Annotated in this window: 14 protein-coding genes and 1 pseudogene; 5 read left to right on the top strand and 10 right to left on the bottom strand. The window is 70.9% G+C overall.

What is annotated here, in order from left to right; genetic code table 11:
* The first annotated feature begins 122 nt into the window (after positions 1-122).
* Entirely contained in the window at positions 123-842 is a 720-nt protein-coding gene (locus tag H0X00_RS04190) for a hypothetical protein (protein WP_293767496.1), read from the top strand.
* Here H0X00_RS04190 and H0X00_RS04185 read toward each other — a convergent pair.
* From H0X00_RS04185 to H0X00_RS04160, 6 genes are read right to left on the bottom strand one after another with little or no spacing between them, the layout of a single operon-like run.
* Positions 745-2,202 carry a glycosyltransferase family 87 protein gene (locus H0X00_RS04185; protein ID WP_293767495.1) on the bottom strand — a complete coding sequence of 486 codons (1,458 nt, stop codon included), beginning with the start codon at positions 2,200-2,202 and terminating at the stop codon, positions 745-747. The genes H0X00_RS04190 and H0X00_RS04185 overlap by 98 nt on opposite strands.
* Complete coding sequence (locus H0X00_RS04180; RefSeq protein WP_293767494.1) at positions 2,199-2,699, bottom strand: hypothetical protein; 501 nt, start codon at positions 2,697-2,699, stop codon at positions 2,199-2,201. Before H0X00_RS04180 ends, H0X00_RS04185 begins: the two co-directional genes overlap by 4 nt.
* Positions 2,696-4,012: a molybdopterin-dependent oxidoreductase gene (locus H0X00_RS04175; protein WP_293767492.1), complete on the bottom strand. Its 1,317-nt coding sequence runs from the start codon at positions 4,010-4,012 to the stop codon at positions 2,696-2,698. Before H0X00_RS04175 ends, H0X00_RS04180 begins: the two co-directional genes overlap by 4 nt.
* Complete coding sequence (locus H0X00_RS04170; RefSeq protein WP_293767491.1) at positions 4,006-4,671, bottom strand: methyltransferase domain-containing protein; 666 nt, start codon at positions 4,669-4,671, stop codon at positions 4,006-4,008. The genes H0X00_RS04175 and H0X00_RS04170 overlap by 7 nt, the downstream gene beginning before the upstream one ends.
* A complete protein-coding gene (locus H0X00_RS04165; protein ID WP_293767490.1) occupies positions 4,661-5,314 on the bottom strand; it encodes a DUF2064 domain-containing protein in 654 nt (217 codons plus the stop codon). Before H0X00_RS04165 ends, H0X00_RS04170 begins: the two co-directional genes overlap by 11 nt.
* A gap of 8 nt (positions 5,315-5,322) precedes the next feature.
* On the bottom strand, positions 5,323-5,964 hold the full coding sequence (locus tag H0X00_RS04160; RefSeq protein ID WP_293767489.1) for a glycosyltransferase family 2 protein: 642 nt from the start codon (positions 5,962-5,964) through the stop codon (positions 5,323-5,325).
* A 176-nt stretch (positions 5,965-6,140) separates the two neighbouring features.
* Here H0X00_RS04160 and H0X00_RS04155 point away from each other — a divergent pair, with 176 nt between their 5' ends.
* The 3 genes from H0X00_RS04155 to H0X00_RS04145 all read left to right on the top strand — a co-directional run bounded on the left by H0X00_RS04155 (position 6,141) and on the right by H0X00_RS04145 (position 8,776).
* A complete protein-coding gene (locus H0X00_RS04155) occupies positions 6,141-6,848 on the top strand; it encodes a response regulator transcription factor (RefSeq protein WP_293767488.1) in 708 nt (235 codons plus the stop codon).
* Between the two features lie 15 nt (positions 6,849-6,863).
* Complete coding sequence (locus H0X00_RS04150; protein ID WP_293767487.1) at positions 6,864-7,991, top strand: HAMP domain-containing sensor histidine kinase; 1,128 nt, start codon at positions 6,864-6,866, stop codon at positions 7,989-7,991.
* A 122-nt stretch (positions 7,992-8,113) separates the two neighbouring features.
* Positions 8,114-8,776: a hypothetical protein gene (locus H0X00_RS04145; protein WP_293767486.1), complete on the top strand. Its 663-nt coding sequence runs from the start codon at positions 8,114-8,116 to the stop codon at positions 8,774-8,776.
* A 96-nt stretch (positions 8,777-8,872) separates the two neighbouring features.
* Here H0X00_RS04145 and H0X00_RS04140 read toward each other — a convergent pair whose 3' ends face one another.
* From H0X00_RS04140 to H0X00_RS04125, 4 genes are all read right to left on the bottom strand, one after another.
* On the bottom strand, positions 8,873-9,487 hold the full coding sequence (locus H0X00_RS04140; protein WP_293767485.1) for a hypothetical protein: 615 nt from the start codon (positions 9,485-9,487) through the stop codon (positions 8,873-8,875).
* Positions 9,488-9,491: 4 nt separating this feature from the next.
* The gene (locus H0X00_RS04135) at positions 9,492-10,550 is read right to left on the bottom strand and encodes an NAD-dependent epimerase/dehydratase family protein (protein WP_293767484.1); all 1,059 of its coding nucleotides are present in this window, start codon (positions 10,548-10,550) and stop codon (positions 9,492-9,494) included.
* A 29-nt stretch (positions 10,551-10,579) separates the two neighbouring features.
* Positions 10,580-10,984 carry an ester cyclase gene (locus H0X00_RS04130; protein ID WP_293767483.1) on the bottom strand — a complete coding sequence of 135 codons (405 nt, stop codon included), beginning with the start codon at positions 10,982-10,984 and terminating at the stop codon, positions 10,580-10,582.
* A 148-nt stretch (positions 10,985-11,132) separates the two neighbouring features.
* Positions 11,133-12,488: a lysine 2,3-aminomutase gene (locus tag H0X00_RS04125; RefSeq protein WP_293767482.1), complete on the bottom strand. Its 1,356-nt coding sequence runs from the start codon at positions 12,486-12,488 to the stop codon at positions 11,133-11,135.
* Positions 12,489-12,638: 150 nt separating this feature from the next.
* Between H0X00_RS04125 and H0X00_RS04120 the strand changes: the two are divergent.
* Positions 12,639-13,171: pseudogene (locus tag H0X00_RS04120) on the top strand (L-erythro-3,5-diaminohexanoate dehydrogenase); the annotation flags it as partial.

The following is a 13,171-nucleotide window of genomic DNA, read 5'->3' as shown; positions in this document are numbered from 1 at the left end:
CAGCTGCCCAGAGGGCGGATGTCCGGCGTTCACCTCCTTGCAGACCCCGTGAGTCGGACCGAACATCCGGCGTTAACCCGCAGTCCACCTCTGCGGGGGCGGCCGACGGGATGATTCCCGCTATGACGCAATCCGGCACGGCTACGGGCGAGTGGGTGCCGGTTCGGCTTGCCGACGGATCCTGGCGCTACGACTGGCAGCCCGCGGAGCAGCCGCCTTCACCCGACGGCACGTCGGGCGTCTGGCGTTTGGTCCCCGGTGCCGTCGACGGCTACGGCAGCTGGGTCTGGTTCCCGGCCCCGCCACCGCCTGGCGCCCATCCCGCACCGCCGATGGCGCCGGGCGGAGACCTCGGGGCACCACTGCGCTCCCGCCGCACGGCGGTCGCGGTCGGGTTGTCGGTGGTGCTGGCGTTGGTGTTCTTCCTGATGCGCGACGGCGGGTCCGACGAGCCGACCGGCACGTCCGCCCTCCCCGGCGGGCAGAAGCAGAGCCTCCTGCTCACCGCGGCCACGAATTACACAAGCGCCCTGGTGGCAGGCAAGGGCGCAGAAGCCGCGGCCTTCCTGGATCCCCAGGTGTGCCGGGCGAACGACCGCGAGGAGGTCGCGGAGCTTGCAGCCTTCTTCGCCAAGTCCGCGCCGGGCGCCACGGTCAAGGTGACCTCGGTTGATGTGAACGGCGACGACGGCAACGTCACCGGCTACGAGTTCTCCGCCGGTTTTCCGGCCGAGGTGCGGGCCGTCATGGACCAGGGCTATACGTCCGGTGGGGAATTCGCCTGGCATCTGCGGGGCGAGAAGTGGTACTTCGACGCCGAGTGCTGGCGCGCAGGACGCTGACGGCCACCACGAAGAGCGCGGCCGGCAGGTACGCCCGCTGCTGCATCTCGGAGTTGTCCACCCCCAGGTTCCCGGCCTCGTAGACCGGGTAGGTTGCGGCCGCAACCGCCAACCACTCGGGGCGGTCGGCGAGCACCGCGAGCGCGACGAGCATCAGGCCGTACCAGGGCTGGCTCGGGCCGACCAGCACGAAGGCGGCGCCAACCAGCAGCAGGGCGTCTTCAGCGACGGGCCGGGTGCGCGTGATGGCACGGCGTATTACCCAGGCGGCGATGGCGCCGCCGATGAGCACCGCGACGGTGGGCGCCACCGCGTCGGGCATCAGCAGTCGGACCGCGCCGAAGCGCTGCTCGCCGGAATACCCCTCCTCTTCGAGGTAGCCGGGGAGATAGCCGAGCACGTCGGTGCCTACGGCCAGCAGATGCGGCAGGTACCCCACGACGAACGCGCCGACGGCCGCGGCCAGCACGACGTGGCCGCGCCGGAACAGCAGGACAGGGGCGATCAGCATCGGGACCAACTTCACCGCGATCGCCGCTCCGAACAGCGCACCTGCGGCGCCGAGACGTCGCGTCGACAACTGATGCTGTGTCAGGACTGCCAGGGCGAGCACCAGCAGCAGGACGCCGAGCACGTCGATGTGCGCGTTGTTGCCGCACTCCAGCCACACCACCGGGCACCACGTCCACCAGACCACCCCGCGCGGGTCGCGGTCATTGCGGCGCAAGGCCCAGGCCAGCGCGAGGGACACCGCGACGGCGAGCGCCGCCATCGCGAGCTGCAACGCCACCACCCGGTGCTCGCCGGGGGAGAGGTAGTGCAGCCACAGGAAGGAGAACTCGGCCACCGGCGGGTAGATCGTGCGCACGCCCGGCCGATTGATCAGCGTGCAGTCGTGCGGTTCGCCGCGGGTGGTGCACGCATCGGTGCGCCCGTCGGCCTGCGCGGCCTGGGCCTGGGCCGGGGTGCGCGGGTCGGGCGGGAAGATCTCGGCGTCGCGCAGGTGGGCCAGCGCCGGGTCCAGCGGCGCGTAGTGGTATGGGTCGTACCCGGCGGCCTGGACCTTGCCGTCCCACAGGTAGCGCCAGAAGTCGTCGGTGCTGGTGGGTGAGTAGCCCACCGCAACCACCTGCAGCAGGGCCCCGCCCGCGATCGCGGCGGTCAGCGAACGCCGCGCCGGCAGCTGTCGCACCAGCCAGGCTCCGAGCAGGAAGCAGGCCGCGGCACCGGCGTACCAGAACAGCAGCCGGCGAGTTCCGTCCGCAGTAGCGGGGTCACCCATCCGAAGCGCGCCGACCTCGGTGACGAGAACTCCGGCGAAGGCCAGCAGCGCCACCAGCAGCCGGGCCCGCCCGTTCATCGAGGCGTGTGCCGGCGAACCCAGACCACCCGGGCGAGGTACCACAGTGCCGATACTGCCGCGAGGATCGCGGTGACCAGCAACCACCGCCCGGCGAAGCCGTCCAGCGACCGTCCGGTCTTGTACTGGTACGACTCGGCCTGACGCAGGATCAACGGCGAGAAGATCAGCAGCAGCATTCCGGACACGGCCAACGGGAACCGGACGAAGTTCAGCCACGCGACCCGGCCGGGCCGCCGGCGCCACAGCGTCAGGACGGCCGCGTCGAGCAGGACGTAGAGCGGCAGCAGCAGACCGTCGTGCAGGATCGCGCCGCCGAGGAACCACTTGCCGACTGCGAACGGCCGTTCGTCGAGCAGCTGCGTGAAGGCCAGCGCGGCCGGAATGAAGGAGAGCACGAGCACGACGAAGTGCGCCGGGTGCTCGCCGTAGAGGCGGCGCACCGAGGCGAGAGGACCGGTGCCGGGTCCGGCGTCGGGGCCGGTCACGGTCGTCATGCTTCGAACGTCATTCGGGTGACCCACTTGGTGTTCCGCACACCGGGGTTGTTGGGCACGATGATCCGCGCCGGGAAGCCGTGGTCCAGCGACAGCTCCGCACCGTTCACCTGCAGTGCGAGCAGACTGTCGCCGGCCCGGATCTGATTGCCCGCCAGGCGGCCGCGGCCGAAGGCGCCGCCGTCCTGCAGGGACTCGACGTAGACCGAGCCGGGACCGTCGACCCCGGACAGCGCGGCCAGGTCCCGCAGTCGCACGCCGCGCCAGGTCTGGCGGCCACTCGACCAGCCCTCTACGCAGGCGATCGCCAGGTCGGCCTCGTGCTGTTCCATCGCGAGCAGGTCCTCGCGGTCGAGCGCCACCGGGTTCGCACCGCCGAGGATCTCCAGTCGCCAGAGGCCGCCGACCAGCGCTGGGGTGATCCGGGCTTCGTCGGCCGTGGTGTTGACCTGGAAGTCGTTGGGTCCGTCGCCGGTGTCGTAGCCGCCGCGCGGGGAGAGCAGGCCGAGGCGGCTCACCGGTCCACCGACGGTCTGCGGGCCGACCATGACCAGCGCGGTCAGCGACCCGGCGCCGACCAGGCCGAGCGCACCGCGCCGGGAGATCGTCGGGGCGGCCGGCCTGGCGCTGACCAGGCCGTCCGGGGTGTGTTGCTCCGGTTCGGTATGCGCGAGGTCGGTGCGCAGTTCATCGCGCAGGCGGCGCTCCCGGAGGGCCGCGCGCATCACCGGGATCTTCAGGGCGACGTGCGCAGCGGCCGAGGCGACGAAGATCCAGGCGGCGTAGAAGTGCAGCACGTAGAACGAGCCCGGGAAGCGGTACCAGTACTGGATGTTGAGCAGCCCGGTGGCGAAGGTCAGCATCGCGCCGCCGACCAGCAGGAACAGGGAGAGCCGCTCCACGGCCTGCGCCGGGGACTTCGCCGGCGGCCAGGTGAACAGCTTCGGGATCACCGACCACAACTTGCCGAGCACCACCGGCACCAGGACCACGCCGAGGGTGACGTGCAGGCCCTGCGTGACCCGGTAGCCCCAGGACGGCGAGGCCGGCCAGTGGAAGGGGATGAAGGTCAGCACGCCGGAGGCGTGTCGGCCGTCGTTGCCGGGCAGCCACGGGTTGTAGGCCAGATAGGACAGCAGGCCGGTGAGGAACATGACCGGGATGCCGACCAGCAGGATCGCCCCGAACACCGAGGTCAGCCAGGGACCACGGATCGGGCTGCGCCAGAAGCCGGCCGGGAACGGCCCCGGCGGCGGGTGCGCGGCCACCCACTCGTTCCCCGCGGCGACGCGGGCGCGCACGGTGGTCAGCATCGGCGTAGCGCCACGAACTGACGCTCCTTCACCGACCAGTGCTCTTCGGCGACGTAGCCGAGCGGTTCGGCGAGCTCGATCAGGGGCGCAGCCCCGATCCGGGCCCACGGGAAAGTCGCAACGGTCTCGCCGGACGGCCCGGTGAGGGTGGCGGTGAAGTGCCCGACCTCGTGTCCGGGCTCGACCTCGACGAGCGCGTGTCCACCGGGAGCGAGCAGCTCGCGCACTCGGACCAACAGGCGGGCGGTGTTCCCGCCGATGCCGATGTTGCCGTCGGCGAGCAGCGCGACCTCCCAGCGCCCGGCGCCGGGGAGGCGGTCGAAGATCGAGCGTCGCAGCACCATCGCGCCGGAGGACCGCGCGATCCTGACGGCGGCGCCGGAGACGTCGACGCCGAGCGAGGGAACTCCGCGCGCGGTCAGGGTCTGGACGAGGCGGCCCGGACCGCAGCCGACATCGATCGTCGGCCCGGTGCAGCGGCCCAACAGGGATTCGTCGGCGGCGTCCGGGCGGTCCAGCCAGCGCGCGGTGTCGAAGGGCAGCGCGGCGCCGGCCTCGTCGTGCACCCGCAGCGCCGTCGCAGAGCGGAGGGCCTCTTCGTAGCGCGAAACCAGGGCCGGTCCCCAGCAGCGGACCTCGGGGCTTGCCTCAACCGACACTGGTGACCTCGAGATCGGCTGAGACATCGGCTGAAAGATCGGCGGTGAGCGCGGAGTGCCGAGCGGCGAAGCGGGAGCCCGGAGCCGCGGCAGCGACTGCCTCGGCATCCTCGGCGGTGTCGACGTCGCGCAGGGTCGGAAGGATGCCCACGCTGAGACCGGCGGCGCGGAGGCGGGCCAGCTGGATCGCACCGGTGTCGGTACAAGACATCGGAACGCCGCGCACGAGCTCGGGGTCCGGGTCGCGGAGGCCGAGGCCCCAGAATCCGCCGTCGGCGGCCGGTCCGAACCACGCGTCGTAGGGAGCCCACGGCAGTGTGAGATGACGAACCGTCAGTTGTGGAGTGTCCATCCCGATCACCAGCACCGGACCGGACAGTGGGGCGAGGGCGTTCGCGATCCGTTCGTCCAGCCCGTCGCCGTGTTGCGCGACGACCTCGAACCCAGCCGGGACCCAGGCGCCGGGGGAGCCGGCCAGGGCCAGGACCCGCCGGGTGGCCGGGGTGGCCAGCACGGTGTCCAGGGTGTCGAGCAGAGCTTCCTGGGCGAGCTGGGCGGCCTGGAGCGGGGTGAACGGCGGACACAACCGGGTTTTCACCTGTCCGGTCACCGGCGTCTTGGCCATGACAACGATGGTGGTCACTGGGCCGATCATTGAGCCATCACGGCCCGCATGTCGCGCACGGTCCGTACGGTTCCGCGAACCGTCCCGGTCACCTTGGACTTGCCGATCCTGGGCGTGTAGTCGATGTCGCACTCGGCGATGCGCCAGTCGGCCTTCGCGGCGGACAGCACCATCTCCAGCGGGTAGCCGAAGCGACGGTCACGGAGGTCCAACGCGAGAAGATCGGCGCGTCGCGCCACCCGCATCGGGCCCAGGTCGTGCAGGCGCACCCCGGTCTGACGGGTCATCTGAAACGCGAGCACCCGGTTGGCGAGGCGCGCATGAAGCGGCCAGGAGCCGGCGGTCGGGCGGCGTCGGCCGAGCACGAGGTCAGCGGTACCCGAGCGCACCGGGTCGGCAACGCGCGCCAACTGACCCGGGTCCATCGAGGCGTCGCAGTCGCAGAAGGCGACCAGGTCGGCGGTGGCGGCGAGCAGTCCGGCGTGCGCGGCGGCGCCGAAGCCGCGGCGCGGTTCGTGCACCACTTGCGCACCGAGCTCGTCGGCGATCCGGGCCGACCCGTCCGTGGACCCGTTGTCGACCACGATCGGGTGCGCCCACGCCGGCATCCGCTCGAGCACCCACGGCAGGGCGGCGGCCTCGTCGAGGCAGGGCAGGATGACGTCCACGGGGCACTGTTCGGAGCTGACGTGTACTCCTGACGGATTGGGCCGGCGAGATGAGTGACTCACCCCTGGAAGGTAGTGCCGCCCGACGGCTGGATGCGGCCGCGGCCGGTTACGTAGTTCTGACGCCCGCACAGGGAACCGGCTTCCCTGGTCCTGCCGTCCCTAAACTCGGTCCTGTGAGCAGCCGCGTACTTGTCGTCGAGGACGACCTCACGGTGGCCGAGGTCGTGGTCACCTACCTCAAGCACGCCGGCTACGAGGTGGAGCACGCGCCGGACGGGGACGCGGCGCTGGCCGCCGCCGCCCGGGACTGGCCCGACCTGGTGGTGCTGGACCTGATGCTCCCCGGTATCGACGGCCTTGAGGTCTGCCGGCGGCTGCGGGCCGGCGGTGAGGTTCCGGTGATCATGCTGACCGCGCTCGGGTCGGAGAACGACCGGGTGGTCGGTCTGGAGGTCGGGGCCGACGATTACGTGACGAAGCCGTTCAGTCCGCGTGAGCTGGTGCTGCGGGTCCGTTCCGTGCTGCGCCGGGCCGGTGGTGGCGACGTGCCCGCCCCGAACGCCCCTGACGTTCTGGAGGCCGGCCCGATCCGGATGGACGTCACCGGCCACCGGGTCACCCACCACGGCGAGCCGCTGCAGCTGACCAGTCGTGAGTTCGATCTGCTCGCTTTCCTGCTCGCCCACCCCAGTGAGGCGTTCACCCGGGAGGCCCTGATGCGCGCCGTGTGGGGCTGGGAGTTCGGCGACCAGTCCACCGTCACCGTGCACGTGCGACGGCTGCGGGAGAAGATCGAGGCCGACCCCGCCGATCCGCGGTTGCTGGTCACGGTATGGGGGGTCGGCTACCGGTTCGACCCGCCCACCAGCGCGGCGGCGTAGTCGAATGGGTAGCCGATGAGCGACGAGGTCGAGGTCATCCTGATCGCGCTCGGCTGGTCCGGCGCGGTCGCCATCGTGGGCACCGCACTGCTCCGGGCGACGCGTCGCCGCTCGCTGCGCTCCTCGTTGCTGGTGCTCTGCCTGACCACGGTCGCCGCGGTGATCGCGGCCAGCCTGGGCACCGCGCACGCGATGTTCCTGTCCGACCACGACTTCGGTGTGCTGATCCTGGTAAGCATCGTCGTCGCCGTGCTGATGGCCGGCGTGTCCGGGTTCCTCGCGCACAACCTCGCGGAGGAGAGCCGGGTCCTGACGGCGCAGACCCGGGCGATCGGGGACGTCAGCGCCCTCACCGAGCTGGCCGCGCCCACCAGTGCCCGGCTGAGCGTGGAGTTCGCCGCGCTGGGGCGCGAGCTGGAGGCCGCCCGACAGCGCCTGGGCGAGTCGCACACCCGCGAGGTCACGCTGGAGGCCTCGCGTCGGGAACTGATCGCCTGGGTCTCGCACGACCTGCGCTCGCCGCTGGCCGGAATCAGGGCGATGGCCGAGGCGCTGGAGGACGGCGTCGCCGAGGACCCCGCGCGCTACCGCAAGCAGATCCGGATGGAGGTCGACCGGCTGGCCGGGATGGTCGACGACCTGTTCGAACTCGCTGTCATCCAGGCCGGCGCGCTCAAGCTCTCCCTGGACCGCATCTCGCTGTCCGATCTGGTCAGCGACACCCTGGCCGGGGCGGACGCAATCGCCCGCGAGCGCGGCATCGTGCTGCGCGGGCACGCCCCGGCGGACGTCGTTGTGCGCGCCGACAGCCGCGAACTGTCCCGCCTGGTCAACAACCTGGTGGTGAACGCGATCCGGCACACGCCCTCCGACGGCGTGGTCGAGATCGAGCTCGGGACCCGGGACGGTCAGGCCACGATCGCGGTCACCGACGGCTGCGGGGGCATCCCGGAGGAGGACCTACCGCGCGTGTTCGACGTCGCCTGGCGCGGCAACCACGCCCGCACCCCGTCACCGGACGGCGGCGCCGGCCTGGGCCTGGCCATTGTCCGCGGAATCGCCGAAGCGCACGCAGGGGAGGTCACCGTCGCCAACTTCGGCGGCGGGTGCCGCTTCGAGCTTTCCCTGCCTGCCCTGGTCTGAAATAGGAAATAGGGGATTCCGAATTCGATGTGACCCCGGTGACAGAAGTGGTACCAACCCTTGTCCCGGGGTGATCCGAATAGGCGGCACTAGAGAAACAGTCCGCTGAAAGGGACCCCCAAATGCGCATCCGTAATCTCGCCAAGGCTGCCTCGGCGACCGCCATCGCCGGCGCCATGGTCTTCGGCCTCTCCGCTTGCGGCGATGACTCGAAGGCCGACGCGCCCGCCGCGGCGAGCACCGAGCCCGTGGCCAGCCTGACCAACCTGACCGGCAAGATGACCGAGGTTGTCGTCGACGCCGGCTTCCTGGAGGGCCTGACCTCGCTCAAGCTCACCCCGGGCGTGGTCGGCACCGCGAAGCTCAAGGACGGCACGCTGTCCTTCCCGATCACCGGCGGCAACGCCACCTACTACACTCCCGGCTCCCGCACCCCGTACGTCGAGAGCTCGATCAAGCACGACGGCAGCGGAATCAGCCTGACGGATGGCAAGACCAAGGTCGAGCTGACCAACTTCGTCGTCGACGCCGGCACCTCGATGCTGACCGGTGACGTCTCGGCCAACGGCAAGTCGGTCGTGAAGGGCGCTCCGCTGTTCTTCCTGGACGGGAGCACCCTGGAGCCGCTGCAGGTCGACCAGGCCAAGAACGAGGGCGTTCTCTTCGGCACGACCGTCAGCCTGACCAAGGCCGCCGCGGACCTGCTGAACCAGACCTACGGCACCGACGCCCTGACCGAGTTCTTCAAGGTCGGCGTCGCGCGCATCACCCTGAAGCTCGCGTAACTAATTCTCGCATCCGGAAATCGGAGGGGAATACCGGCAATCCGGCCCCGCTTCGCGCCTCGAATATCGGGCGCGGAGCGGGGCCGCTGCATTCGGCTATTTCACGGCTTGGTCGGGCTGGTCCGGAATTCCCCGCGCCGGGGCGAGGGCGACGAGCGCGGTGCCGAGCGCGAGGGCGAGCATCGCCCAGACTCCGCGCGGGGCGAAGATGTGGTGCTCCCGAAAGGCCAGGGCGCCCCAGGTGTAGACCAGCGCGGCCGGGACCAGGACCCATGCTCCTCGGGATGTCCACCGCGCGGTGATCGTGAGCAGGGCGCAGCCGAGCAGCGCCCAGATCCCGGCCTTACCGAGGCGGTCGCCGATCTCGAACATCCGGTTGACCACGACGTCGTTGGGTTCGCCGCGCGCGTCCACGACCAGGCCGGCCCCTATCCCGTCCAGCACGTCGAGGGCGGTGTACCCGACCGCGAAGGCGTACCCGGTGAGCCGGGCCGCCCATGCCACCGGCCGGTCGTCGCCACGCAGCAGCAGACAGAGCGCCGCCGGGAGCAGCGGGAAGACCGGGAGCAGCCAGACGTGCAGGGTCCACCACTCGTGCGCGGACTCGACCGTGAGCAGGTGCGGATGCATCGCACCGGCCAGAGCCAGGATCAGGCCCGGCACGGCGCAGAGGACGGCGTAGGCCGCGGTCCGGGCATCGATGACCTTCATGGCCTCAGGCCCGCATCGCAGCGGCCGCAAATTCCGCCATGCCGGCCTCGAAGTCCTCGCGCGGCGCCCAGCCGAGTTCCTCGCGCAGCCGCAGCGAGGAGGCGGTGATGTGCCGGACGTCGCCGAGCCGGAAGCCGCCGGTGACGAGCGGCGCCGGCCCGTCGCAGGCCCGGGCGAGGGCGGCCGCGAGTTCACCGACGGTGCGCACGGTCCCGCTGCCGACGTTGAAGGCCCGCAGGGATCCGCTGGTGAAGGCCGTCTCCTGGCCGACCGCCTCCAGGGCCGCGAGGTTGGCGAGCGCGACGTCGCGCACGTGCACGAAGTCTCGGCGCTGGGCGCCGTCCTCGAACACCTTGGGCGCGATCCCCGCGGCCAGCGCCGAACGGAAGATGCTGGCCACTCCCGCGTACGGGGTGTCGCGGGGCATCCGGGGGCCGTAGACGTTGTGGTAGCGCAGCGCCGCCACCCGCGCCCCGGTGCTCCGGGCGAACGCCGCCGACAGGTGCTCCTGCGCAAGCTTGGTCGCGGCGTAGACGTTGCGCGGGTCCGGTGCCGCGGTCTCATCGACGAGGCCGGGGGACAGGTCCTGCCCGCAGCGGGGGCAGGTGGGCTCGAAGTGGCCGTCGCGCAGTGCGGTCGCGAGCCGTGGGCCGGGCGCGACGACGCCGTCGCTCGGGCACTCGTAGCGACCCTCGCCGTAGAGGACCATCGAACTGGCCAGCACCAGACGCCGGATGCCCGCGCGTCCCATCGCAGCGAGCAGGACGGCGGTGCCGTAGTCGTTGCACCCCACGTACTCCGGGGCATCGTCGAAGTCCAGCCCGAGCCCGACCATCGCCGCCTGGTGACACACCGCGTCGATGCCGTCCAGGGCACGCTCGACCGCGTTCACGTCCCTCACGTCGCCCTCGAGGAACTCGACGCCGACCGGGACCGCCGGCCCCGTCGGGTGCACTGCAGGCAGCAGCGCGTCCATCGACCGTACGGTGTGACCCGCCGTCAGAAATGTCTCGACGACGTGTGACCCGATGAAGCCGGCGCCGCCGGTGACGAGTACGCGCATTCGCCTACGCTATCGGCGGGCCACTGGGCTCAGGCGATGCCCAGCTGCTGGAGCATCGGCATCGTGTCGAAGTACTCCCGCTCGCGGTAGATCAGGCCGTCCCTGACCTCGATCACATTGCAGATATGGACGCTCGCGCGCTTCCCGGTCGCGGGGATGTCGCCCAGCGGTCCGGTGTGGGTGCCGCTCGCGTTGAACTCGATGATCGACACGGAATCGGAGACCGCGTGCTCGTGCGGGAACTCGAAGGCCATGTCCGGGAACGCCGCGAAGTAGGTCTCGGGCACGGCGACCGCGGCATCAGCGCCCTTCTGCTCGACCCCGTCGGAGGTCATGTAGACGTAGTCCGGGTGAAGCAAGGCGCGCAACCCGTCGTAGTCGCGCGCGATGACGACCTCGAACATCTTGCGGTGCAGGGCAAGAGCGTCGGCCATGATCGTAACTCCCATCATCGGCTGGGCATCGATTCCAGGCGCAGGCCTGACCGCTCGACCGGGCGAGGTGCGGGCGGCAACGAGGCCACGCGGAACCGAGCGTAGAAGTCCCCGGGGCCGAGCGCTATGGGTTGGGCCCGGCGGGTTCCTACGACGCGGCGCGCTCCGCCTGCTGGCGCCACCAGGCCTGACCGGCCGCGGGGAGCGCGTGGATCGGGTCGTAGTAGGGGTAGACCCGGGAGATCGCGGCGGTGTCGTCGGACTCGATCGAGGTCCGGTAGTTCTTGGTCCAGGTCGAGATACCGCGGACCTGGTCGTAGGACTCGACCTGGTGCACCCAGCGCTTGCCGACGTAGGGGACGTCCGCGACGATCCGCGGGGTCGCGAAGCCGGGCAGGTAGCCCATGATCCCGTGCTGCAGGTTCTGCGCCTGGGCCAGGGAGAGGCGCCAGTGCTCGGAGCCGGGGATCATGTCGCACTGGTAGAAGTAGTACGGCGTGATCGCCGCCCCGTCGAGCAGGGCGAAGCACAGGTCCAACAGCGCCGGCACCGAGTCGTTGACCCCGCGCAGCAGCACGCCCTGGTTGCGCACATCGCGCACCCCGGCGTCGAGCAGTCCGCCGGCGGCGCGGGCGACCAGGGGAGTGATCGAGGCGGCGCTGTTCGCGTGGGTGTGGACGGCCAAGCCGACGCCGCGCCTTCTGGCGACCCGGGCGAGGCGCTCCATGCCGGCGCGCACCTCGTCGTCCATCCAGTGCTGCGGCAGGCCGATGAGCCCCTTCGACGCCAGGCGGATGTCGCGGACGTTCTCGATCTCCAGCAGTGACCCGACGAAGGACTCCAGGCGCGGCCAGGGCAGGTTCGCCACGTCTCCGCCGGAGACGACGACGTCGCGCACGCCCGGGGTGGCGCGCAGGTAGGCCAGCATCCGGTCGTGCCGGTCGGCGGGCTTGAGTTCGAAGCGGTGCTTGTCCACCGTCGCGGTCGAGTTGCCGACCAGATCCATGCGGGTGCAGTGCCCGCAGTACTGCGGGCAGGTGTTGGTGAGCTCGGCGAGCACCTTGGTCGGGTAACGGTGGGTCAGCCCCTCGACAGCCCACATCTCCGCCTCGTGCAGCGAGTCACGCTCGGCGTAGGGGTGGCTCGGCCACTCGGTGTCGCGGTCGGAGGCGACCGGCAGCATGTAGCGCCGCACCGGGTCGGCGTAGAAGGCGTCGGCGAACGAACCGAGCGCGGCGGTCGCGGCCATCGTGTTGAGCATCTGAGGGGGAATCAGCATCGACATCGTCGCGTGCCGTTCCTGGTCCGCGGTCAGGTCGGCGTAGAAGGACTCGGCGAGCAGATCGCCCAGGACCGCGCGCAGTTGGGCCAGGTTCTTCACGCAGTGCGCCCGCTGCCACTGCACGGACTCCCACTGGGCGGCGGTGACCTCACGCCATCCGGGCAGCCGCGTCCAGTCGGGCTCGATGAGCTCGACCCGCTGGTACAGGTACGGCTGAACCATGTCCCCTCCAAACGACCCGGAACAGGCAAATCTGCCGTCCCAGGCCCGTCAGACAGGAGAAACTATAGCCGTAGGACGGAATCGGTACAGGAAATCCTGTTGGATCGGTATGCTGAAGCCGAAGATCTTCCTGTCGCGGAGGGAGGCGGCGTGCGATCCGAGGGATCTGCGCTGGGCCTGCACCGGGTGATCGAACCCGCCGGTGCGCTCCCGCAGGCCGCGTGGCGCCTGGATGCCACGTCTGAGCTCTGGCCGGACGAGGTCCGCATCGAGGTCGAGCGGCTCAACCTCGACGCGGCGTCGTTCCGGCAGCTGTCGGAGAAGCACGCGGGCAACGGTGCAGCCATCCGCACCGAGGTGGTCGGCATCGTCGCCACCCGCGGCAAGATGCACAACCCGGTGACCGGTTCCGGCGGCATGTTGATCGGCCGCGTCGCCGAGGTCGGCCCGACCAGCCCGCTCGGCCTGATGCCCGGCGACCGCGTCGCCACCCTGGTCTCGCTCACCCTGACCCCGCTGCTGCTCACCGACGCCCTGGCTGGATGGGACGGGCGCTCGGAGCAGGTCCCGGCCGCCGGGCACGCCATCCTGTTCGGCCGCTCGATCGCGGCCGTGCTGCCGGCCGACCTGTCCGCCGAGGCGGCGCTGGCCGTCCTCGACGTCTGCGGTGCGCCGGCCCTCAC

Source organism: Sporichthya sp., assembly GCF_013815995.1.
In the GTDB taxonomy this organism is placed as follows: Bacteria; Actinomycetota; Actinomycetes; order Sporichthyales; family Sporichthyaceae; genus Sporichthya.
This window is presented reverse-complemented; position numbering and strand designations above follow the sequence as displayed.

What these genes read in the sequence shown, in the direction of transcription:
- H0X00_RS04190 (WP_293767496.1), top strand. Translation starts at nt 123, where the DNA reads ATGACGCAATCCGGCACGGCTACGGGCGAGTGGGTGCCGGTTCGGCTT.
- H0X00_RS04185 (WP_293767495.1), bottom strand. Translation starts at nt 2,202, where the DNA reads ATGAACGGGCGGGCCCGGCTGCTGGTGGCGCTGCTGGCCTTCGCCGGA.
- H0X00_RS04180 (WP_293767494.1), bottom strand. Translation starts at nt 2,699, where the DNA reads ATGACGACCGTGACCGGCCCCGACGCCGGACCCGGCACCGGTCCTCTC.
- H0X00_RS04175 (WP_293767492.1), bottom strand. Translation starts at nt 4,012, where the DNA reads ATGCTGACCACCGTGCGCGCCCGCGTCGCCGCGGGGAACGAGTGGGTG.
- H0X00_RS04150 (WP_293767487.1), top strand. Translation starts at nt 6,864, where the DNA reads ATGAGCGACGAGGTCGAGGTCATCCTGATCGCGCTCGGCTGGTCCGGC.
- H0X00_RS04145 (WP_293767486.1), top strand. Translation starts at nt 8,114, where the DNA reads ATGCGCATCCGTAATCTCGCCAAGGCTGCCTCGGCGACCGCCATCGCC.
- H0X00_RS04140 (WP_293767485.1), bottom strand. Translation starts at nt 9,487, where the DNA reads ATGAAGGTCATCGATGCCCGGACCGCGGCCTACGCCGTCCTCTGCGCC.
- H0X00_RS04135 (WP_293767484.1), bottom strand. Translation starts at nt 10,550, where the DNA reads ATGCGCGTACTCGTCACCGGCGGCGCCGGCTTCATCGGGTCACACGTC.
- H0X00_RS04130 (WP_293767483.1), bottom strand. Translation starts at nt 10,984, where the DNA reads ATGGCCGACGCTCTTGCCCTGCACCGCAAGATGTTCGAGGTCGTCATC.
- H0X00_RS04125 (WP_293767482.1), bottom strand. Translation starts at nt 12,488, where the DNA reads ATGGTTCAGCCGTACCTGTACCAGCGGGTCGAGCTCATCGAGCCCGAC.